The sequence below is a fragment of the Bacillus sp. Brlt_9 genome, assembly GCF_051948935.1.
Classification (GTDB): domain Bacteria; phylum Bacillota; class Bacilli; order Bacillales; family Bacillaceae_G; genus Bacillus_A.
In genome coordinates, this window is sequence record NZ_JAYJLO010000006.1 from 243,905 (window position 1) to 266,072 (window position 22,168).

General features: G+C 36.5%; 20 protein-coding genes. 8 read left to right on the plus strand and 12 right to left on the minus strand.

All coding sequences use genetic code 11. The features are described 5' to 3' along the window. Nucleotides 1-146: 146 nt before the first annotated feature. The gene (locus VF726_RS23030; RefSeq protein ID WP_002047350.1) at nt 147-1,637 is read right to left on the minus strand and encodes a coproporphyrinogen III oxidase; all 1,491 of its coding nucleotides are present in this window, start codon (nt 1,635-1,637) and stop codon (nt 147-149) included. A gap of 257 nt (nt 1,638-1,894) precedes the next feature. Between VF726_RS23030 and VF726_RS23035 the strand changes: the two genes are divergently transcribed. Continuing rightward, the gene (locus VF726_RS23035; RefSeq protein WP_440172443.1) at nt 1,895-3,634 is read left to right on the plus strand and encodes an S-layer homology domain-containing protein; all 1,740 of its coding nucleotides are present in this window, start codon (nt 1,895-1,897) and stop codon (nt 3,632-3,634) included. 37 nt (nt 3,635-3,671) lie between these two features. Here VF726_RS23035 and VF726_RS23040 read toward each other — a convergent pair whose 3' ends face one another. Next, entirely contained in the window at nt 3,672-4,544 is an 873-nt protein-coding gene (locus VF726_RS23040; RefSeq protein WP_440172445.1) for a Cof-type HAD-IIB family hydrolase, read from the minus strand. Nucleotides 4,545-4,678: 134 nt separating this feature from the next. Between VF726_RS23040 and VF726_RS23045 the strand changes: the two genes are divergently transcribed. Beyond that, on the plus strand, nt 4,679-5,296 hold the full coding sequence (locus tag VF726_RS23045) for a DNA-3-methyladenine glycosylase (RefSeq protein WP_440172447.1): 618 nt from the start codon (nt 4,679-4,681) through the stop codon (nt 5,294-5,296). A 62-nt stretch (nt 5,297-5,358) separates the two neighbouring features. On the opposite strand, the gene alsD is transcribed toward VF726_RS23045, so the two are convergent. Further along, a complete protein-coding gene (gene alsD / locus VF726_RS23050; RefSeq protein ID WP_440172449.1) occupies nt 5,359-6,117 on the minus strand; it encodes an alpha-acetolactate decarboxylase in 759 nt (252 codons plus the stop codon). 16 nt (nt 6,118-6,133) lie between these two features. Further along, nucleotides 6,134-7,828, minus strand: coding sequence for an acetolactate synthase AlsS (gene alsS, locus VF726_RS23055; RefSeq protein ID WP_440172451.1), 1,695 nt, complete (start codon nt 7,826-7,828; stop codon nt 6,134-6,136). Between the two features lie 378 nt (nt 7,829-8,206). Here alsS and VF726_RS23060 point away from each other — a divergent pair, with 378 nt between their 5' ends. The 3 genes from VF726_RS23060 (at nt 8,207) to VF726_RS23070 (ending at nt 9,943) form a co-directional block, all read left to right on the plus strand. Next, nucleotides 8,207-8,767, plus strand: a complete 561-nt coding sequence (locus VF726_RS23060; RefSeq protein WP_440172453.1) for an HAAS signaling domain-containing protein — start codon at nt 8,207-8,209, stop codon at nt 8,765-8,767. A gap of 17 nt (nt 8,768-8,784) precedes the next feature. After that, nucleotides 8,785-9,381 (plus strand): NDxxF motif lipoprotein, encoded by a 597-nt coding sequence (locus tag VF726_RS23065; protein WP_440172455.1) that lies wholly within the window; start codon nt 8,785-8,787, stop codon nt 9,379-9,381. Nucleotides 9,382-9,520: 139 nt separating this feature from the next. Further along, nucleotides 9,521-9,943, plus strand: a complete 423-nt coding sequence (locus tag VF726_RS23070) for a bleomycin resistance protein (RefSeq protein ID WP_080468595.1) — start codon at nt 9,521-9,523, stop codon at nt 9,941-9,943. Between the two features lie 256 nt (nt 9,944-10,199). Here VF726_RS23070 and VF726_RS23075 read toward each other — a convergent pair whose 3' ends face one another. Continuing rightward, complete coding sequence (locus VF726_RS23075) at nt 10,200-10,556, minus strand: YlbF/YmcA family competence regulator (protein WP_097844551.1); 357 nt, start codon at nt 10,554-10,556, stop codon at nt 10,200-10,202. Nucleotides 10,557-10,698: 142 nt separating this feature from the next. Then, complete coding sequence (locus VF726_RS23080; protein ID WP_440172458.1) at nt 10,699-11,835, minus strand: DUF445 domain-containing protein; 1,137 nt, start codon at nt 11,833-11,835, stop codon at nt 10,699-10,701. Between the two features lie 134 nt (nt 11,836-11,969). Between VF726_RS23080 and VF726_RS23085 the strand changes: the two genes are divergently transcribed. Together VF726_RS23085 and VF726_RS23090 are read left to right on the plus strand one after the other, a co-directional pair. Continuing rightward, complete coding sequence (locus VF726_RS23085) at nt 11,970-13,022, plus strand: YheC/YheD family protein (protein WP_440172460.1); 1,053 nt, start codon at nt 11,970-11,972, stop codon at nt 13,020-13,022. 20 nt (nt 13,023-13,042) lie between these two features. Then, the gene (locus VF726_RS23090; RefSeq protein WP_440172462.1) at nt 13,043-14,503 is read left to right on the plus strand and encodes a YheC/YheD family endospore coat-associated protein; all 1,461 of its coding nucleotides are present in this window, start codon (nt 13,043-13,045) and stop codon (nt 14,501-14,503) included. A 16-nt stretch (nt 14,504-14,519) separates the two neighbouring features. On the opposite strand, the gene VF726_RS23095 is transcribed toward VF726_RS23090, so the two are convergent. Then, the gene (locus VF726_RS23095) at nt 14,520-14,765 is read right to left on the minus strand and encodes a hypothetical protein (RefSeq protein ID WP_071759244.1); all 246 of its coding nucleotides are present in this window, start codon (nt 14,763-14,765) and stop codon (nt 14,520-14,522) included. Between the two features lie 386 nt (nt 14,766-15,151). On the opposite strand from VF726_RS23095, the gene sasP reads away from it, so the two are divergent. Then, nucleotides 15,152-15,355, plus strand: a complete 204-nt coding sequence (gene sasP / locus VF726_RS23100; RefSeq protein WP_000013339.1) for a small acid-soluble spore protein, SasP family — start codon at nt 15,152-15,154, stop codon at nt 15,353-15,355. Between the two features lie 50 nt (nt 15,356-15,405). On the opposite strand, the gene VF726_RS23105 is transcribed toward sasP, so the two are convergent. From VF726_RS23105 to VF726_RS23125, 5 genes are all read right to left on the minus strand, one after another. Continuing rightward, nucleotides 15,406-16,140, minus strand: a complete 735-nt coding sequence (locus VF726_RS23105) for an amino acid ABC transporter ATP-binding protein (protein WP_144613107.1) — start codon at nt 16,138-16,140, stop codon at nt 15,406-15,408. Between the two features lie 28 nt (nt 16,141-16,168). Further along, nucleotides 16,169-16,867 (minus strand): amino acid ABC transporter permease, encoded by a 699-nt coding sequence (locus VF726_RS23110; RefSeq protein ID WP_440172466.1) that lies wholly within the window; start codon nt 16,865-16,867, stop codon nt 16,169-16,171. Continuing rightward, nucleotides 16,854-17,651 (minus strand): amino acid ABC transporter substrate-binding protein, encoded by a 798-nt coding sequence (locus tag VF726_RS23115; RefSeq protein ID WP_000732846.1) that lies wholly within the window; start codon nt 17,649-17,651, stop codon nt 16,854-16,856. Before VF726_RS23115 ends, VF726_RS23110 begins: the two co-directional genes overlap by 14 nt. 272 nt (nt 17,652-17,923) lie before the next feature. Continuing rightward, complete coding sequence (locus VF726_RS23120) at nt 17,924-19,924, minus strand: ABC transporter ATP-binding protein (protein WP_440172468.1); 2,001 nt, start codon at nt 19,922-19,924, stop codon at nt 17,924-17,926. Then, entirely contained in the window at nt 19,921-21,681 is a 1,761-nt protein-coding gene (locus tag VF726_RS23125) for an ABC transporter ATP-binding protein (protein WP_440172470.1), read from the minus strand. Before VF726_RS23125 ends, VF726_RS23120 begins: the two co-directional genes overlap by 4 nt. Nucleotides 21,682-22,168 lie beyond the last annotated feature (487 nt).

A 22,168-nucleotide genomic window follows, 5' to 3' on the forward strand; every position in this document is an offset into this window, starting at 1 on the left:
CAAATATATCGACTTACCGACAAAAACTGACAAAATAAAGTGGAACTTTAATCGGCCCACACCTATCGAGCATTTACGTGCAGCCCGAATCCCACAAATAGCGGAATAAAAAGAGGTTGTTCCAAATCGGAACAACCTCTTTCTTCTTATACAAATAGCTCTTCTAAAATTTTCAGTTTATCTTCTGTATATTTTACGAAGCCATCGTTATATGATTTTGGATCTTTCGGATTTGCGAAGTGCGTAATTGCACCTGTCTTCGGATGAACAAATTTACTTGATGCACCACAGCCAAGTCCGATAATCGATTGAACTTCTTCCATAATGACAATGTTGTAAATACTTTCTTGCGTCGGCATTGCATAACCAACGTTCTCTAAGTTACCTAAAATATTCTTTTGACGATATAGGTAATATGGTACGTAATTATGCTTTTGCGTCCACTCTTCTGCTTCGTGCATCATCGCTGTAATTTCTTCGCGACCTGCCACTTTATATTTACGTTTGTTTTGCGTCATTTCAGAAGCACGTTTGAATGATAACGTATGAACTGTTAATGATTCTGGCATTAACTTTTCTGTTTCATCTAACGTATGCTTGAAAATATCTAACCCTTCACCAGGAAGACCAATAATTAAGTCCATATTAATATTGTTCATTCCCATTTCACGAGCTAAATGATACTTCTCAATTGTTTCTTCTACAGTATGGTGACGTCCGATTGCTTTTAGTGTCTCTTGATGGTATGACTGCGGATTAATACTAATACGGTCAATATTCCATTTGTTTAACACTTCTAGCTTCGCTGGCGTAATTGTATCTGGGCGACCTGCCTCAACTGTTACTTCACGCACATTTTTCACATCTGGGAACGCTTCATACATTTCTTCATACAGCATATCCATCTCTTCTGCTGTAATACTTGTCGGTGTACCGCCGCCGTAATAAATCGTCGTAACTGTTACACCTTTTTCTTTTAAAAACTTACCAATTTCACGAACTTCATAATGTAAACCACCTAAGAATGAATCAACAGAACCTTGACGTCCGTTAATTGCATACGCCGGGAATGTACAGTATGCACACTTTGTTGGGCAGAATGGAATACCGATATAAATACTTACTTCCTCTTTCAAACGGTATAAATCCGGAACTACCGCTAATTGGCAATCCACAATACGCTGAAGAAGTTCAATTTTCTCTTCATGAATTAAATAGCTTTCACGAAGTTCTTGGTGTGCTTCTTCTTTTGACATACCATTTTGAAGCATTTTATGAAGAAGTTTCGTCGGACGAACTCCCGTTAAAATGCCCCAGCTTTGTTCAAGCCCAGTTAACTGCTGAAGAACAGAAAGATATACATAAGAAACAACGTGCTTCACTTGCTTCATACGCTCTTTTTCATCTGTGAAAGCAGATAAATCTTTTGCGAATGTTTCTTCATACACATTTCCAGTCGCAACATCTGTTAAACGAGCTGATGCTTTCACATTCTCTTCAATGTGTATGTCAACGATAAGATTTGCTTCCTCTTGTTCAAATCCAATCGTACTATCTTCAAAAAATAAGCCGCCAATATTTTGTAGCGGACGTAAAAAACGATCATCTTGTAACGTTTTAATTGAAATTAACAACATTATCACCTTTTCATTTGCAAACTCTCTTTAGTTTACTTGAAGGGCGTTTGCAGGTCAATACAGAAGGTTTTACCTTATTTAGATATCCTATTTAAAACAAACTGAATATTGATTTTTAATGAACTTTCTCTAGTTGTATAGACATTAGAATATACTCTTGTTACAATCTAGAACGTATTAGTACTTGCTACTAATTTAAATACATATAAAGGAGGACTCTTAACACGCAATAAAGACTATCACGTGTTAAAACAACTATGAAAAAAAAGCTTTACAACATTTTAGCATTATCTTTGGCATTACAAACATGTATAGTACCTACCCATTCATTCGCAGAGAATATAGAGAGAACTGCGGAATTGTCTATGGATGAACAAGCTTTAAAAAGCATTGAAGAACATGCAAAGCAGCATAGACATGACGAAGAAAACGACCTTGAAATCTCGGGTGAATATCTTCTCCACTTATTAACAAAACTTCCACTATACGATTCAAACGACTTAAAAACCAAAACAAATATTGAAATTGCTGAACCAGTAGTAAATGCAACGAAGAAAAAAGGGAATGCATATTACGTGCAAACTACATCCGGTTCTGGCTGGGTTAATAAGGAAAGTAATAGTTTAGAAGTACAAGAGATTCATAAACTTTCGAATCAAAAACTAATTGTAACAGAAGAAACATCAGTATATTCGTTCCCTTTCCAATCGTTTAAAGAAGAAAAGACGTTACAGCCACAAACAGTAACTCCTACTGAACAAGCTGGAAATTGGTTTAAAATTCAAATGAACGGAACTGAAAAATGGATTTATGCTCCTTCAGCGACATTTGAAGGTACGAAAGCATCATTATTTGAAAAAACAGATGCTATCGAAAAGAGAAGCGCAACTTTCTTCAAAACACCTTCTAATTTACCTACAAATAATATTTATGGTGTTACATTTAAAGAAATGATCGTCCCAAAAGGGAATGAAAATATTCGTCCTGGCTACGCAATGGAACCAAAATACATAACAATTCACGAAACTGCTAATACAAGTAAAGGTGCGAACGCTTTAAATCATGCGAAGTACTTAGATAATCAAGCCCGCGGAAATACTGACCGTTCAGCATCTTGGCATTTTACAGTAGATGACAAAGAAATTTATCAACATCTTCCACTAAATGAAGTTGGCTGGCATGCTGGAAATAAGACTGGAAACTATGAATCTATCGGAATTGAAATTGCTGTGAATAGTGATGGAAATTATGCTAAAGCAGTAGAAAACGCACGAAAATTAGCAGCCTATTTAATGAACGAATTAAATATCTCCCTCGATCACGTTCAAAAACATCAATTTTGGAGCGGAAAAAACTGCCCTGCATTTATGATTCAACGTGGACAATGGGATGCTTTCTTAAAGGGCACGAACGCTTACTATAATGAACATCGTAAAGAGGTTATTCCGCCGCCAGAAGTCCCTCATGAAAAAGACGATATTACAGGTGGATGGTATGAGCAAGACATTCGTCAGTTAGCAGCTAGAAAAATCATGTTCGGTGACGGAAATGGTTCTTACTGGCCAAATCGTCTTGTCACACGAGCTGAGTTTGCAAATTTAATGTCGAGAGCTTTACAATTACCTGCTGGAAATGCTAAATTTACAGACTTAAACGAAGCACATCCATCTTTAGTGGATGGAATTAAACGTGCTGCTAGTGCAGGTATCATTAGTGGTCGTGGGAATAATAAATTTGATCCCAATGCTACAATAACACGTGATGAAGCTGTTATTATGATTGACCGTGCATTAGAATATAAATGGATTTATAGAAAAGAAGTGAAATTACCATTCACTGACCAAAACTTAGCATACGATAAAAAAGCATTACAAAACGTTTATGCATATGGAATTGTAAAGGGTAACGAACGGAATGAATTCGTACCAAAAGGCACAGCAACACGCGCTGAATCAGCCGCATTTTTAAATCGAATGCTTAAGGTTATTGAAGCGTGAACAAAGAAAAACGTAGCGAAAACGCTACGTTTTTCTTTTATCGTTTCGGTGTATTTTTATGATTCTTCAAAAACGGAAGCGGGAATTGCTTGCGGAAATGTTCTTTAATCATATACTCTACACCGTTTTCACTATTTGAACGTGTAATCCAGTCGGCTGCTTGCTTTAATTCTACAGGCGCGTTCCCCATCGCTACCCCGAGACCCACATTTTCAATGACCTCTAAATCTTCCATACTATCTCCAATCGCAACCATTTCGTTTAGCGAAATATTTAAATGCTCTCCAAGCAATTGTAATCCACGTAATTTCGATACATTTTGCGGCAAAATTTCTATTCGTTTTGAATCACACTCAACATACTCTAAATCTTGGAACGCTTTTCTTAATGTATGGATCCCTCGTTCTTTTTCACCTTTACTTTGGAAAATAACATCAATTTTTGGCGCTGCTACTGGATGATCACGAAGCGCATCACCTAATGAGTCTACAAATTGAACTGGATAAAATAACGGATCTGCACTCGATAATACAGTACGCGCAATTAAGTTTGGTGTATTTCTCTCACGATTTCCGATTGAAAACCGTTCATGAGAAATGCGGACGTTACAGTCAAAATGCTCTAATACTTGCACAATGTTAAACGTCTTCTCTTCCGATAATCTTCTTTGAACATACGGCTTATCTAACGTTGCTGAAACGAAAGCACCGCCGTGTGTCACTAATATAGAATCTAATTTTAGCGCCTTTGCTACTTTATGAGCGGACTGAAAATTACGGCTCGTAAACAATGTAACGTATACATCTTTTCTTTTCACAAATTCAATTGTTTCTCGTAATCCTTTTGCAATTTTTCCGTTGTTGTATAGTAGTGTCCCATCTATATTAAGAGCTAGTAAGCGATAAATCATGTCGCACTCCCCCTCTTCGCTGTTGTACTCTATCCATAATTTATGAAATAAATGTAGCAAATAGAACGAGTTAGAATTACTACTGAAAATTTGGTTTACTATATACATATACACTCAGTAAAGGAGATAGTACAATGCAAGCACCACCTTCCTTTTATGAAGGCGATACGTTAGAAGTCGCAAAGAAGTTACTCGGGCAAAAACTTGTGCATATTGTAGATGGAATAAAACGAAGCGGAATCATTGTAGAAGTAGAAGCATACAAAGGTCCCGATGATAAAGCCGCGCATAGTTACGGAGGCAGACGAACGGACCGCACAGAAGTTATGTTTGGTGCGCCAGGACATGCTTACATATATTTAATTTACGGTATGTATCATTGTTTTAATGTCATTACAGCGCCAGTTGGCACCCCGCAAGGTGTTCTCATTCGAGCCCTTGAACCGGTAGACGGGATTGAAGAAATAAAACTCGCGCGCTACAACAAAACAGACGTTACAAAAGCGCAGTATAAAAACGTAACGAACGGACCTGGCAAACTATGCCGTGCCCTCGGAATTACTTTAGAAGAACGAGGCGTATCATTACAAAGTGAAACATTACATATTGAACTCGTCCCAGAAGAAGAACACATGTCATCACAATATGAAATAACAGCAGGACCTCGTATTAACATCGACTATGCAGAAGAAGCTGTACATTATCCGTGGCGTTTTTATTATGAGGGACATCCGTTCGTTTCAAAGAAATAAACGATTCAACAAAAACTATTCAAAAAAGAAGACTGTTCCAAAATGGAACAGTCTCTCCCTTTTTACTCCGCACCTTCCGCAGTCGCAATATTATCCTCTAAGTTTTCTCTTGATAATTCAGCCGCCATAAAATCCGCTGTTTCCGGAAGTGCTAAATGCATGTGAGCTTTTTGACAAATTTGAATCGTACAGTTTTCAACAACATAGTCAAAAACATGTCCGCCTCCGCTTCTTTCATCGTCAATATAATGTAAGTGGAAACCAGCTACACCAATACCTTGTGCGTAATCTGGTGTCCAAAATCCAGCAAGCGTACCTTCTGTATGTTTAAATGAAAAGATCGGTTGTGATTTCGTCACTTCAACGAGCGGTGTATACGGTTTTTCTTGTCTCGGAACAGTTCTCGTTCTCACTTCGCGGAACGTACCGTCCATTCGAATACCATAAAATAAGTTTTTACTCGGCATTAATTCATGTAATAATGCCTCAACTTCTTCACGATTCATCGGACGCTCTACTGTATAACTCATTTCTTTTTCAAAAAACGTTACCGTCGCAAACGGCGTTGTTTCTTCCGGTTCTACTTTTTCTGCTGAACCGTCTGAACGTAAATGATAAAATTCATTATCAAATGCGATCATTTCACCATCTAATTGATCAAATGTACCGATGCCGAAATCACCACGTTCTTTCAATTCCTCAAAGCTAATTACACCATCATATATACCATCTAATAGTGCAAGCATTGTAGATGTTTGATATACTTCATTACTCGTTTTCGTTTTTTTTGCATCAATATCGATTAATTGCGCAACAGTCATCTCAAATCTGCCTCCATTAGTTTAATTGGTTTGGTAATAATTTTTCGCTTAATTTAATGTTGTCACGGTAGTCGATTGGAATATCAATAATGACAGGACCGTCTGCTGCTAATGCAGATTTTAATACCCCTTCTAATTCATCAGGCGTGTTAACACGAAGACCTAACGCCCCGAAACTTTCCGCATATTTCACAAGATCAACATCGCCAAACTCTGTAGCTGATGTTCTGCCGTATTTCATCATTTGTTGGAATGCAACCATATCATATGTGCCGTCTCTCCAAACAAGATGTACGATTGGAGAATTTAAACGTACCGCTGTTTCTAATTCCATCGCGGAGAATAAGAAACCACCGTCACCTGATACGGAAACTACTTTTTTACCTGGTTCTACTAAAGTAGCTGCAATTGCCCAAGGAAGTGCAACACCTAACGTTTGCATACCGTTGCTAAATAATAATCTACGTGGTTCATAAGAACGGAAACATCTCGCCATCCAAATAGAATGGGAACCGATGTCACATGTAACGGTTGTATCGTCACTAATTAAAGAACGAAGTGTACGAATCACTTGAAGTGGATGCGTAACACCTTCTGAAGGACGATTTGGCACTTCTGCTTGTTCTGATAATTTCGCGCGTAATCGTTCTAATACTGCTTCTGATTTCGTACTTAATACAAGTTTCGGTAATTTTTCTGCGATGCTATTTACTGTTAAGGCAATATCACCAATTAATTCACGCTCTGGTTGGTAATCATGATCGATATCTGCTTGATGATCATCAAGATGAATAATCGTTCTGTCCCCAAGTTTATTCCAGAATTTCGGATCATATTCAATTGGGTCATAACCGACAGAAATAACAAGATCTGCTTCTTCTAGTAAAATATCACCTGGTTGATTACGGAATAACCCAACACGGCCGAAGAAATGATCTTCTAACTCACGTGAAATAGCACCAGCCGCTTGATATGTTTCAACGACAGGAAGTTCTGTATCTGCAATTAATTCACGAACGGCTTTCGTCACTTCATTTGTGCTCGCTCTCATACCGAGTAAAATAACCGGTAATTTCGCTGCTTTTATTTTTTCTACTACATATGTAATATCCTGTGTGGGAGCGATTCCAAGTTGTGGCTTAGAAAGCGCACCAATAGACTCTACAGTCGTTTCCGCAGTCATAACGTCTTGCGGAAGACTTACTAAAGTAGCGCCTGGATTTGTGGAAGTCGCACTTCGAAATGCATTTGATAATGCTTCTGGCACATTATCAGGATGCTCTACTTCTACGCTATATTTTGTGATTGGTTCGAATAGTGCAGCATTATCCATAGATTGATGCGTACGTTTTAATCGATCTGTACGTGGAACTGCACCAGCTAAAGCAACAACGGGATCACTCTCCGCATTCGCAGTAACAAGACCTGTCGCTAAATTTGATGTCCCTGGTCCTGAAGTTACAAGACATACGCCCGGTTTCCCTGTTAATCTACCAATCGCAGCTGCCATAAATGCTGCATTTTGTTCATGACGACAAACAATTAACTCTGGTCCTCTTTCTTGCAGTACATCAAATACAGAGTCAATCTTCGCTCCTGGAATACCGAAAACATGTGTAACACCTTGTTTAATTAAACAATCAACAACAAGATCTGCTCCTTTTGTTTTTGCCTTCACGTCGTTTGCTTTTACACCTGTCAAACTAATCATCCCTTTATTTCATAATGTGTGTAATAAAGATTTTTAATTTCACCTAGTTAATTAACGTGGTGAAGTATTATTTATCATTATATTACAAATGCTTTATTTTTCCAACGATATGAATTTGACAGTTTTTTGACGCTCATTAAGGAATGCGCTTACAATCCTTTATTTATCCTAAAATAATATTTTCATATTTTCTCGAAAAAATCTAAAAAACTTCCATCTCATCACAGTATTTTAAAAATAACAGTACCTTGCAAAGAACACTACCAAATGATATATTTGTAAATAATGGAATACCCATTAATTGTAATTCGTATCCCCCTTTTCAAAAGATAAGATTCTCAGCTTTCATTCATCATTCTATAAAGGAAAGTGATCGTTATGAACAAAAGTGAATTTTTAGAACAACTTAGTTCCTCCCTGCGGAATATGCCTAATGCAGAAAAGAAAGATATTATTTCAGAGTATGAAACTCATTTTATTAGTGGTAAACAAGATGGAAAATGTGAAGAAGAAATTGCTAGAAAACTAGGAAACCCTAAAATGATCGCGAAAGAACTGAATGTTTCCTATGCAATAAGCAATGCTGACAAGAAACGCAGCTTCAAAAATATGATAACTGCACTATTTTCTGTTATGAGCTTAAGTGTTTTAAACTTTGCCTTTATCTTTATCGCCTTTTTCGTACTACTCTTTTTATTACCGATTATTCTAGCACTTATCATTGCCACTCCAGTATTAATCATTTCACCTATTTTATTAATAGGATTAGGATTCTTTAAAGGGTTTCATCAAATTAGTTATTCCGATGTTTATAATGTGTTCATCGCTTTTTGCGTCGGTTTACTCATATCCGTCATAAGTTATCAAATGATCAAACATCTATACGCAGCTTTAGTTAAGTATTTGAAATGGAATGTAGCTATTTTACAAAGACACTAATGCAAAAGGAGATTAAGATGAAAAAGTATATTTTATATCCACTCATGCTACTGACAATTTTATTTCTATCAGCTTGTTCAAACAGTGCAGAACCTAAGGAAGAAAACGATGTACAATCTATTAAAGATGTTACGGTTAAAATTCCGGAAACTATATTTACTTCCTCAAAAAAGAATGAAACGATTAACGAAAACGAAATGAAACAAAATATAAAAACGTATTTAAATTATAGCGGAGAGTTATACGAAAACATCGTCCCACTTTCGTCAGCCATGTCTGACGAGAATGTCACGGAATCCGACCGGGAGAAATTAAAACAACTAGTAGATTTAGCGCAACAAAACGATGCGAACTTCCATCATTTTATTAGTAACAATACGATCCCCGATGATTACAAACAGCCTTCGAAGGAAATTCATGAATATATTTCATCGTCTACGGCACTTTCAGTAGAACTAGAGCAAGAACTAGACAAACTCGCTGAAGATGGTAACTTATTCAAGACTGATTTTTCTTTTACAAAACGCTTTGAGAAAGTTAATGGTAGGAAGCAAAAAGAAATTGAAAAGTTTTTGAAGGAAAAGAAGATTGAGACTGAGTATTTCAAAAAATAAAAAATAACAAACAAAAAAGACGTGTGTAGAGATAATAAAGTTGTTTACTTCTTATAGAACTAACGAAGTAGTTTAATAGAAGAAGAATTTATAGTGAGTGTTATAATAATCAATAACTTAAGCAAAGGAGGCAGCATTTTTGCACAAACTCAATGCATTAATACCAGAGCTATCAGTTTCAGATATGGAGAAAAGTTTAAATTTCTATTCGGAAATTCTCCTATTTAAAATTGAATATCAAAGACCAGAGGATAAGTTTGCTTTACTGTCTTTAAATGACTGCCAGATTATGATTGAAGAAGTAAATGGTCATTGGAGTACTGGGGAGTTATCTTATCCCTACGGAAGAGGAATCAATTTTCAAATTATCATAAATGATATTGATTCACTATATGATAGTTTGAAAAAGAACGAGTATCCAATTAAATTTGATATTCAAGAGAATTGGTATAGAGCTGATACTAAATTAAAGGGACAAAAAGAATTTTTAATTATGGACCCTGATGGTTATCTATTAAGATTTGTTCAAAATTTAGGTGAAAAAGATGTTGAGGCAGATTAAGCTATGTAAAACAGGATGAAAATTTAGTAAATGGAGCAAGCTACTTTTTTTCAATAAGCGGCATTAGTTGAAAAAGAATTAACCAACTTTATTATTTTTATAAATTAAAGGCCACAACAATTAAATTTAGTCTTAAATAACTTTAAAACCACCTACAAGTTAATTTTAGTAGGTGGCTATTACATTTCTTATACTAAAATTAAATACCTTTATTGTCACTGAAAAAGACGCCCCTATACTAGGAGCGTCTTCACTATTACGCTTGTTGTTGCGCGTTATATAAATCTTCAAGTGGCTTCATGATAATTTTGTTAACGTCAGTGATAACGATGTTTAAACGTTGCTCAGTTTCCATTAACTTTGTGATTTTAGCATCTTGTTGAATGCGAGCTACAACTTCTTGTGCTTTTTGGTTATCTTCTTCAGTGATTTCTTGACCTTGCATCATTTTTTGTTGTAGGCCAAGTTGCATTGTACGGAACTCATCGAATAAGTTCTTTGAAGCAGTATCAGCTTGAACTGCTGCGTAGCTTGCTTTTAATGTTTGGAAATCTTCGTTTTCAGCGATTGCTTTTTGTAATTCATATGCAACATCATGAATGTTTTTTGTCATTTTATTTTTCCTCCTTTAGAAGGCTAGCACTTGTCATGCGCACTGCCTTTTCAGTACGTTTACATACGCACCTCTTCTTACCATATCAAACTATGCAAGAGATGTGAAGAAATTTCACTTTTATTTCTATGTACTTAGCTTATTATTTAAGGAACAACAGTAATAATCCTTGCAAGAGTCCAATCATCCCGCCTAATAATGCTCCTAAATACGTAATCATTTTCAGTTCATTTTTTGTAATGGACAACACTAAATCTTCTAGTCTCTCCGTTGAAAATGTGGATACTTCTTGTTGGACAATTTCCGCAAGATGGAGATTCTTTAATATACTCGCTACGTTTTCTGTCCCCCACTTCAAACCTTTCGTTACTGCACTTGGGACTACCTTTTCCATAATTGTTTCTCGAACTGGCTCACATACTTGCTGCACAGATTGATTTAAAAACTTGCTCACTGTTTCCTCAACTTTAACCGCTGACAAGATGGAGTTTACAATCATTTCTTTTTCTACAAACGTTTCTAATTCTTTTACATCTCTTCCTTTTAACTTTTCCCACTCTTTTTGCAATACATCAGTTAAAAGTTGTTTCGTGCCTTCTTGCCCTAAAAACTTAATGACTTCTGGCTGCACACGATCCACTACACTTACATTCCCTAAAAACATTCCGACTAAGTTAAGCAGCGTTCCCCTAGAAGCAAAGAAATCATCAATCATTTTTGAAAGACGAGCTTTCCCTTCTTCACTTTCAAAAAAACGAATTCCTCGCTCTACAATAAACGCCGAAACATTCGGGATCGTATTTTCTATTTTTTCATGAACAGAATGAGGTAAAGCCTGTTCCCATGTATATGTATAGTACTCTTCTAAAAATGCCTCAATCTTTTCTGTAATCACATGTTCGATTTTCCCGGTTGCTTCTTTTTCTACATGCGCTACATCCCATTTTTCTAACATTTGTCGCATTGATTGTTCGTTCGTCATTACTTTATCCACTTCTACTTGCGCCCAGTGGATTAAACCTTTTTGAAACTCTTCATTTGTTAGCTTCTTTCCGATTCCTTCTGGCGTTAACAAATGCTCGACAACCATTTTTCCTAATTGCACAGCAAGTTCATCGCGTCGCTTCGGAATTAATCCTGGTGTAAATGGAACTTGAAATTTCCCAATATAAATAGGGCGATGAGGACGAAATAACATTTTTATCGCTAAATGATTTGTGAATCCTCCAATAATTGCTCCGAGCCCTGTCGTCGTTAACATACTTAACCATATATTCATTACAATCAACCTTTCGCTTCTCCAAAACTATAGCATATCATCATACGGACAAAAGTATAATGGTATAAAAACGTATTTGCAATATATAGCTTCGCCTATTGTGCCAACATTTTGTTAGTAAAGGAGTGATTTCGTTGGTTCTTGGTATTTTAACTTCTCAGCCTCATTATGAGCAAACGTATTACACCGAAATCGCTAAACGCGCTCGGCTTTATCATAATGTCGTTGCCCAGTTTACGCCATTTAGTATTGATCCTAAAACAGATCTTATTTCTGGTCTGATTTATGATACTGATACAGGAAAATGGAAAGAGCAAACATTCCCTATTCCTTCTTATATATACGATCGTTCTTCTTTTAACGAGGACACAGACTTTGAAAAAGCAAAGTCAATTATTCAATCATTACACAACCATCCTACCACTACCTTTTTAAATAACACACTCATTGACTTAAGTGAACTACATGATGTATTTCTCACGAATAAAAAATTATCTCCTTATATACCAAAATTTGAAATAGCGACGATACAAAACATTTTCAAACTGTTATTAAAAACAAAAGATATTATTATACGTCCTACTAACACACATTCCAATGAAAGTCTGTACCGAGTCGTTTATAAAAATAAAACGTTTCATATTGATACGATAAATACCGCATATCGTACTTCTGTTCCAATCAAACGGACAGATGAATTTATATCTTGGTACAAATCTAATATACGATCAGCACGTTACATTACCCATACAATGCTGCAGCCCCCAAACCAATTAACATACCCACTCCATATTCGAACCATTTTGCAAAAGAATAAAGAACAAAAGTGGAATGCTATCGGACAATTTATACAAAAAAGCTCATTTCCGAATCAACTTTTACTTTCGGCAACAGATGATTCCTCGCTGCATTCATTTTCAAAAGTTAAATACGTACTATCTAGTACCGGTGTACAGTTATTACAAGACGCTTTACAAGACATTATAAATGAAGTATTTCAAACACTAGATCAATCTTATTCTTCGTTATTTGAGCTAGAGCTTTCCACCATTATGGATCAAAAGGGGGCAATTTGGCTTATGTATGTCAACACGATTCCCCCGTACGAACATTACATTCGTCATAGTGATTCATTAGCCGAGAAAATATATCACGGACCACTAAAGTTTAGTCGCTTTACACCATAATGAAAGGAGGTAAACCTATTTTGAAAGAGCACATATATACATTAAACATTTCAGATGAACATCCAAATAGTATTACTTTACCTTATATTTTTTCCATTACACCACCCATTACATCCCTTTCCTTCGGCGTACGCCATGTTGCAAGTGCGGAGGTAAAAATTCATTATTCCTTTACTCGCGAAATCATTATTGGACAACAAATTGCAGAGAAGCTTTTGCTTCCTCATTCCACTACCATTCATGCATTCACACAAAATGAAACGATTATTTTCGGACCATTAATCGGGATTTTCACAACTGGTTTTAATGATGATTCTTCTAATCCTTTAGGAAACCGTTCAACTTCTCTTGGCGAGTTACTCACGCCGCCATTCACTTTGCGACCATTTGTATTCGTTTTTGGTGTGCAACATATAGACTGGGAAGATGAAACAATTGAAGGGTATTTCTTTCAAGAGGAACAATGGATTAAGAAAAAAGTACCTTTTCCGAATGTCATTTACGATCGCTTACCAAATCGGAAAGCCGAAAATTATAAACCAATTGTAAGAGCAAAAAGAAAATTAGAGCATGATTATGCTATTCCATGGTTTAATCCAGGATTTTTTAATAAATGGGAAGTGCATCAACTTCTTATGAAAGACGAATCAATCATGCCGTTCTTACCAAACACAGAAACATTCCAACACTTCGAACAAGTAGAACGATTTCTCGGTACGTATAAATCGATTTACATGAAACCAATTCACGGCAGCTTCGGCAGAAATATTCATCAACTATTTTATTCTCAAGCAGAGAATTGCTATTACTGTCGTTATCGTGAAAATGAAGAAAACAAACTAAGAAAGTATCAATCATTAGAAACGCTTCTAAATCATGTGTTAAAAGGACATGATTTAAAAAAGTTTATCGTACAGCAAGGTATTCCCTTACTTCGCTTCGATGGGCAACCTGTTGATTTTCGCATTCATACAAATAAAAATCATTTCGGCCAATGGATGGTCAGTGCAATCGTCGCAAAAATTGCTGGCAAAGGTAGCTTAACAACACATGTAAATAGCGGTGGTGATACGAAATTACTGCAAGAACTTTTTCCGGATTCCACGAAACAAGTACAAATTGAAAATAAGTTAAAACATACCGCCTTACAAATTAGTTACGCGCTCGATGAACAAGTAACCGGAAATATTGGAGAAATCGGTTTTGATATCGGTTTAGACACGCAGGAAAACCCATGGCTCTTTGAAGCGAACTCTAAACCTGGGCGAACTGTATTCCAAGACGCCAAGTTAAAAGAACAAAGTGAACTAACGCGCCAATTATTTTACGAATATGCCATCTACTTAACTGAACATTCTTTGCGCGATGCAAAAGAAAAAATGTCTCAAATAAAATCAGGCGCTTCCTTAAGCACTGAGCATATCCCGTCCCCTATGATTCACTCACAAATACGAAAACAAAAACTTCCACCTCATTCATAAGGTGGAAGTTTTCTATTTACACAAGTTTTACTACAACCTCTGTTTCCACATTACACACTCCGCAATAAAAAATATGATTGCAGTATTCATTTGAATTATTATTTGTTAATCCATCTACTGCACTTAATAACTCTTGGTCCATATACGCACTATAATCGTCTATGTAATCTACAGTTTTCCCATAATCTTGGAGTATACTTTGGCAATTTTGACAAGAATATGTTTGTGATTCTAATGCATTACAAAGCGGGCAAATTCCCATCACGATTCCTCCATACGTTATCAGTACATAGGAGCGCTCTGTCTCACTCCTACTCAAAATAGAACTATACGTGTGATAAGTCATAAATAAGAAGTTAATGATTTCCCCCAAAGTAGCGGGATACAAAAAACATATTTCAAATCGCTCTTAGTTTAGCCTTCTTTCTAAAAAATACAACGATTACTCTTATTTCATACTTTACGAAATCACTAATATTTTTTACAAAATTTACAAATTATTATTTCGTATATCTTTCTAGGTAACATCCATACTATGAGTACAAACTTAATTACCGATGGATTAGCGCCAAACGGGGCGATAATCTGGTTCAACTCCAGCTAGTCCAACCAAAAAAATTTTTATAACTCTAAGGAGGATATATTCCTATGGCAAACCAAAATTCTTCAAATCAATTAGTAGTACCAGGAGCAACAGCTGCAATCGACCAAATGAAGTACGAAATCGCTCAAGAATTTGGTGTACAATTAGGAGCAGATTCTACGGCTCGTGCTAACGGTTCTGTTGGTGGAGAAATTACAAAACGTCTAGTTGCAATGGCTGAGCAAAGCCTTGGCGGATTCCAAAAATAAATATATATGGCAAAAAGGTCTCAAGGCATATGCCTTGAGACCTTCCTTATTTATTGCAACATTTGTAAAAACTTCTTCGTACGTTCTTCTTTTGGATTTGTAAATACATCTTCTGGTGTACCTTGTTCGACAACGACACCGCCATCCATGAAAATAACGCGGTTCGCAATTTGATGTGCAAAGCGCATTTCGTGCGTTACAATAACCATCGTCATGCCTTCTTTAGCAAGTTCTTTCATTACTTTCAGAACTTCTTGAACGAGTTCAGGATCAAGCGCTGACGTCGGCTCATCAAATAGTAACACTTCCGGCTCCATCGCAAGCGCGCGAGCAATTCCAACGCGCTGTTGTTGTCCGCCTGATAATTGGAACGGATATAAGTCTACTTTATCCGCAAGACCAACTTTTTCAAGGAAATAGTTTGCTTTCTTCTTCGCATCTTCTTTCCCCATCTTTTTCACTGTAACGAGCCCTTCCATTACATTTTGAAGTGCTGTTAAATGTGGAAATAGATTATGGTGCTGGAATACCATACCTGTTTGCGTACGAAGATTGACAATATCTTTCTTCGATACTTTTTGAGAGAAGTCGAGCTCTTTATTACCGATACGAATACTACCAGCGTTCGGCGTTTCTAGCACGTTGAGACAACGTAAGAATGTCGTTTTACCAGATCCAGATGGTCCGATAATAACAACAACTTCTCCCTTCTCAACTGATAAATCTATATGCTTTAGTACGGTATTATCTCCGAAACTTTTTTGTAAATGTTGAATTGAAATCATAAAAACAAAAACTCCTTTTATGAAAGGGTTATTTTAGAGTGTAACGTTCTGAACGTTTTTCTAATATTTGTTGCACGATAGATAATAAGAAGCAAATTACCCAATAAATAAGACCTGCTTCGAAATAAACAATTAAAAACTCGTAGTTCATTGCCGCAATTTCCTGTGCTTTTCTGAACATTTCTGTTACTAAAATTAACGATGCTAATGAAGTATCCTTCACTAAACTAATAAATGTATTCGAAAGCGGCGGGATAGATACGCGCGTCGCTTGCGGTAAAATAACACGTTTTAGCGCTTGCGGATATGTCATTCCAATTGTGTAAGCTGCTTCCCACTGCCCTTTCGGAATGGAAAGAATTGAAGCACGAATAATTTCAGATGCATATGCACCGACATTTAATGAAAATCCAATAACTGCTGCTGTATATGGCTCAACCTCAATATTAAGAGTTGGAAGACCATAGAAAATAATGAATAATTGTACAAGAAGTGGCGTTCCGCGAATGATAGATACATAGATACGAGCAATCCATTGTAAAATACGACTACCTGAAATACGTGCAAGCGCCGTTAACGTCGCAAGTATAAGACCGATAATAAATGTAATAAGCGTTAATGGAATTGTCGTAAAAACAGCTTCCTTCAGCATAGGCATGAAGGAAGACTGCATAATATCCATCCAAGTAGACAATCGATCTGAAACCAACGCACTACTTAGATACATTTTCACCGAACCATTTTTTCGTTATTTTGTCATACGTACCATCTTTTTTCATATCTTCTAACGCTTTATCTACTTCTTGTACTAGCTTAGTGCTACCTTTACGGAATAAAAATCCACTTTCTGAAGCTTCTTTTTCTGTATCTACAATTTTAATTTTTGCATCTTTTTTCGTTTCTAAATAGTTTAACACTGATAATTTGTCATTAATTGTAAAATCAACGCGTCCTGAAGCTAATAATTCTGCTGCTTGGCTAAATCCTTCTACACCAACAATTTCCGCGCCATTTTTCTTAGCGATATCTGCATAGTTACTTGTTAAAGATTGTGCTCCTTTTAATCCTTTTACATCAGCAAATGTAGCAGGTTTATCTTTATCTTTTGCAATAACTAATGCCGCTGAAGATGAAACATACGGTTTAGAGAAATCATATTTCTTTTGACGATCTTCACGAATACCAACTTCATTCGCAACCATATCGAAACGTTTTGCATCTAGACCAGCAAGTAAGCTATCCCATTGTGTTTCTTTAAATACAGGTTTTACACCTAAACGTTTTGCAACTTCTTCTGCTAATTCAACGTCAAATCCAGTTAATTTATTGCTTGAATCGTGGAATGTGAACGGTGGATATGTACCTTCTGTTCCAATTACAAGTTCACCACTTTGTTTTATCTTTTGTAACGCATCTTGACTAGCTGTATCTTTTTTCTCTTCTTTACCGCAGCCCGCTACAATCCCGATCGCTAATGTAGTTACTGCAAGTACTGAAAATAATTTTTTCATAATGGTAATCCTCCAAGTATTCTGATAGGAATTTAAAAACTATATTGATTGTATGCAATCTTGAACAATTTTTCAATGAAAATGTTCTTATTTAGTTTATCCTTTTTCTTCATAATCAAACAAAAGGGGAAAATAACGCTACATACAAAAAATAAGTAACATTTTTTAATATAGCATTTATTGTAGGAAAGGTAAAACAATACTTCTTATTTAACTGCCCTGATTCACTAAAAAAAGAACTTGCGAAAATCACAAGTTCTCTCCCCTACCTATTAAGCGCTCTGATTACCTTCCATTTGCGTTTTGTACATATCGTAATAACGCCCGCGCTTTTTCATTAATTCATCATGAGAGCCTTTTTCTAAAATCGTTCCTCTATCAAGCACAATAATTTGATCTGCGCTTTTAATTGTGGAAAGGCGGTGAGCGATAATAAATGTCGTTCTTCCTTTTTTCACAACTTCTAGCGCTTGTTGGATCATCGCCTCTGTTTCCGTATCAATACTAGACGTTGCCTCATCTAAAATTAAAATAGCTGGGTCAAAAGCAAGTGCCCTAGCAAACGATATAAGCTGACGTTCTCCGGTTGAAAGTGTACTTCCTTTCTCCGTAATTTCTTCATCTATATTGTTCGCAAACCGTTCAGCACCAACATCACGCAATGCTTTTACGATGCGCTCTTTTGAAATGTTTTCATTCTCTAAGCTAACATTAGATGCCACTGTTCCGCTAAATAAAAACGGATCTTGCAGTACGATTCCCATATGCTCACGAGTTGCTTGTTTCGGCATCTCTTTTACATCGTGACCGTCAATCGTAAGCTTTCCTTTTTCAAACTCGTAAAACTGAAAGAGTACATTCATAATGGAACTTTTTCCTGATCCAGTATGGCCGACAAGTGCTACTGTCTCGCCTTGTTTCGCTTCAAAAGAAATATTTTTTAACACTTCATCTTTTCCATTATAAGAAAATGACACATTATCAAATTTCACATTTCCTTGTAAGCGAGGCATACGCTCTTCTTCTACAGCTTCCCCTTTTTCCTCTAGCAATTCAAAAACACGTTCTGATGCAACACGCGATTGTTCTAAGTTAGCAAGCTGATTTACCATATTTGTAATCGGTGAGAACAATCGTGTTAAATAATCAACGAACGCATACAGTATCCCTAGCGAAATGACGCCTGTAGCACTTAATGAAGCGCCACCGAAATACCAAATCACACCTGTGAATGCGATATTTCTTAATACAGACACTAAGTTATGCGAAGTTGCTGCATTTAAGTTCAAAATTTTATTTTGATACTTAAAATAATCGCCATTTAATTCTTCAAATTCTTTCTTCGTTTCACGCTCTTGACGAAACGCTTGAATAATTGGCATACCTTGAATGGATTCATTCACTGTTCCGTTAATATCAGATAAACGTGAACGCATTTTATGATTGTATACAGACGCATACTTTCTATAAAGAATGGCCCAAACGATTAAAATCGGGATAATAAGTAAACATAACGTCGCCAATTTTACATCGAGTAAAAATAGCGCAGCGAATATCCCGATAATATAAATGATACTAGAGACGAATGTCGCAAGCACCGTTACATATAAATCCCGAATGGCTTCCGTATCATTCGTTACACGCGATACAATTTTCCCTGCTGGTAAATGATCGAAATAACGAATCGGCAACGTTTGAATATGAGAAAACACATCTTCCCTCATAATTTGAATAATTTTGTTCGCTGCCTTCTGTAAGAAAAATTGCTTTCCGTATGCAAATAATGAAACGACTACTAATAAAGCGAAATAGCCACCACCAAGTAATAATAGTCGGTTTATTTCTGGTTTATAAAACGCAAACACTTCTTCTTTCGTTAATGCTTTCGCTTTATACACTTGCACCGCCTTACCATTTTGAACGGTAATCATATCACCTTTTACAGTACGTGACCCTTCAGCATTCACTTTATTCGGCACAAAGTAATATTGAAAACCGACTTGCATCACGCGTACTTCTTTTCCTTTTTTCTCACCTTGTTCAAAGCGATCGCTTCGCTTATAAAAGGTGCCATTATACGAAACAGCCTCTTCACTCTTTTCTGTTTCATACCAAGGTTTCTCTATTCCAACGATATGATCGTCAATCATCGTTTTCGCGACGAAAGGACCAGCAAGCTCTGCGATAACGAAAATAAATAACATTAGCATCGCCGCGAAAATTGTCCCTTTTACTTTCATCGCGTATTGAAACAATCGTTTTGAAACGCTCATATTTTCACCCCACTATCCGCACTTTCACTTTCCCCTTGTTGTCTTTCGAACTGCTCAGCATACCAGCCTCCGCGCTTAATAAGCTGATCATGCGTACCCTCTTCCATTACTTCACCTTCATCCATAACGAGAATCCAATCCGCATGTTGTACGGCTGATAAACGATGCGTCGTAATAATCGTCGTCTTTCCGCTTCTTTCTGTTCTTATATTTTCAATAATCGCTGCTTCCGTACGAGCATCAACAGCTGATAAAGAATCGTCCAAAATTAAAATTTCTGGATTTTGAATCACAGCTCGTGCAATCGAGATCCTTTGTTTTTGCCCTCCTGATAAAGAAACACCCTTCTCTCCAACGAGTGTTTCTAACCCTTCTGGTAAAAACTCTAAATCCTTTGTAAACGCCGCAATCTCAATCGCTTTCTCGAGTTCTTCTTCCGTCGCTTCCCTATTCCCGAATAAAATATTTTCCCTCGCTGTTTTTGAAAATAAAATATGTTCCTGAGGTACATACCCAATCCACCCGAGTACATTTTCGTTCGTTATGTTATTTAACGTCACATCAGAGACTGCAATATCCCCATCTCCAAGCGGATATTGACGAAGAAGCTGACGTACAAGCGTCGTTTTTCCGCTTCCTGTTTTTCCAACAACCCCAAGCGTTTCCCCTTGTTTTAATGTAAATGAAACCTTTTTTAAATTTGTTTCAGTTGATGAAGGATATGAAAAGGTAACGTCATCAAACTGAATATAATCCGGTTCTTGTACAAGCTTTGGATGTTTCGGATCCTTTACATCTGGTTCATACGCTAACGTTTCATTCACACGGTCGAGTGAAGCATTTCCTCTTTGCATAACATTAATTAATTCACCAATTGCAAACATCGGCCAAATCATCATCCCTAAATACACGTTAAAGGAAACGAGTTCACCAAGTGTTACCTTTGATTGAAATACAAGATACGCGCCATACACTAAACCGATTAAATAACTAAGGCCAACAAGCATTTTCACAGTTGGCTGGAATAGTGCATCAATTCTAGCTACCTTCATATTTTTTTCGTAGACGTCATCTCCTAAATGATGAAATCTTTCCTGATCTGCATTCTCTTGTACATACGCACGAATCACACGCACGCCAGCGATCGATTCTAGTACTTTGTCGTTCATATCACCGAACGCATCTTGCGCAACTGTAAATCTTTCATGCAATTTCTTTCCATATATATTCATCGCATACGCCATAATCGGAAGCGGTATAAGTGCCGCAAATGTAAGCTCCCAACTAATTGTAAATCCCATCATAAAGACAATCGTAAGCATATATAAACTCGAATCCACGAGCGTTAATATACCGAAACCAGCTGTCATAGCGATTGCTTTTAAATCATTTGTCGCTCTCGCCATTAAATCACCAGTACGATTCTTTTGATAAAAAGTCGGCGTCATTTTAAGCAAATGTCCCATAAATTTAGAGCGCATCGTCTTCTCCAGTACGAATGCACCACCAAACAACTGATGTTGCCAAACGAAAGTAAGACCATATCCAACGATCGTAACCCCTATTAAAATAAGAATAGATTGCATAATTGCTTCATTCGATAACGTTCCTGTTTTTATATTATCAATCGTAACCCCTAACACTTTCGGGGGAATGACTTCAACTATATTTACAATTAAAAGAGCTCCAATGGCGATACTATATCTCTTCCAATGCTCTTTAAAAAACCATTTTAACTTTAGTAATACTGATAACAATGTAACCTCTCCCTTCTCGTTCTCGTTTCCCTCTCATTTCTTTATCCGCTATCCAGACCCATCACATTTACATTTCGTAACCCATACAATCTCATCACATTTTTCCACCTTCCAAAGTTTTATATAGTAACATGGAAAATAAACAAAAAAAAGCATACCGCCGCTTGACGATATGCACAAAAATGCATAAAAGCGTACGTTACGATATACGCAACGTACGCTTTTTATAAGACAAAGATGCCCTATATATCCGTACGGGTTGCGTAATGATATGAATGTTTTCTGCCATTTAACAGAGCTAAGCCCATTACATTTACGATTACAATCATTACGCACACCCCCTTCATTTATTTTCCATTTATAATCTTACAACTTTATTGAGTATTCTGTCAATTGTTTTTTTACACGCCGAATAAAAATATGCTCTTCATCATTTTGAAATAAGAGAATGTTCTGTAAGAAAGGGCATACAAAATAAAAAAAGAAT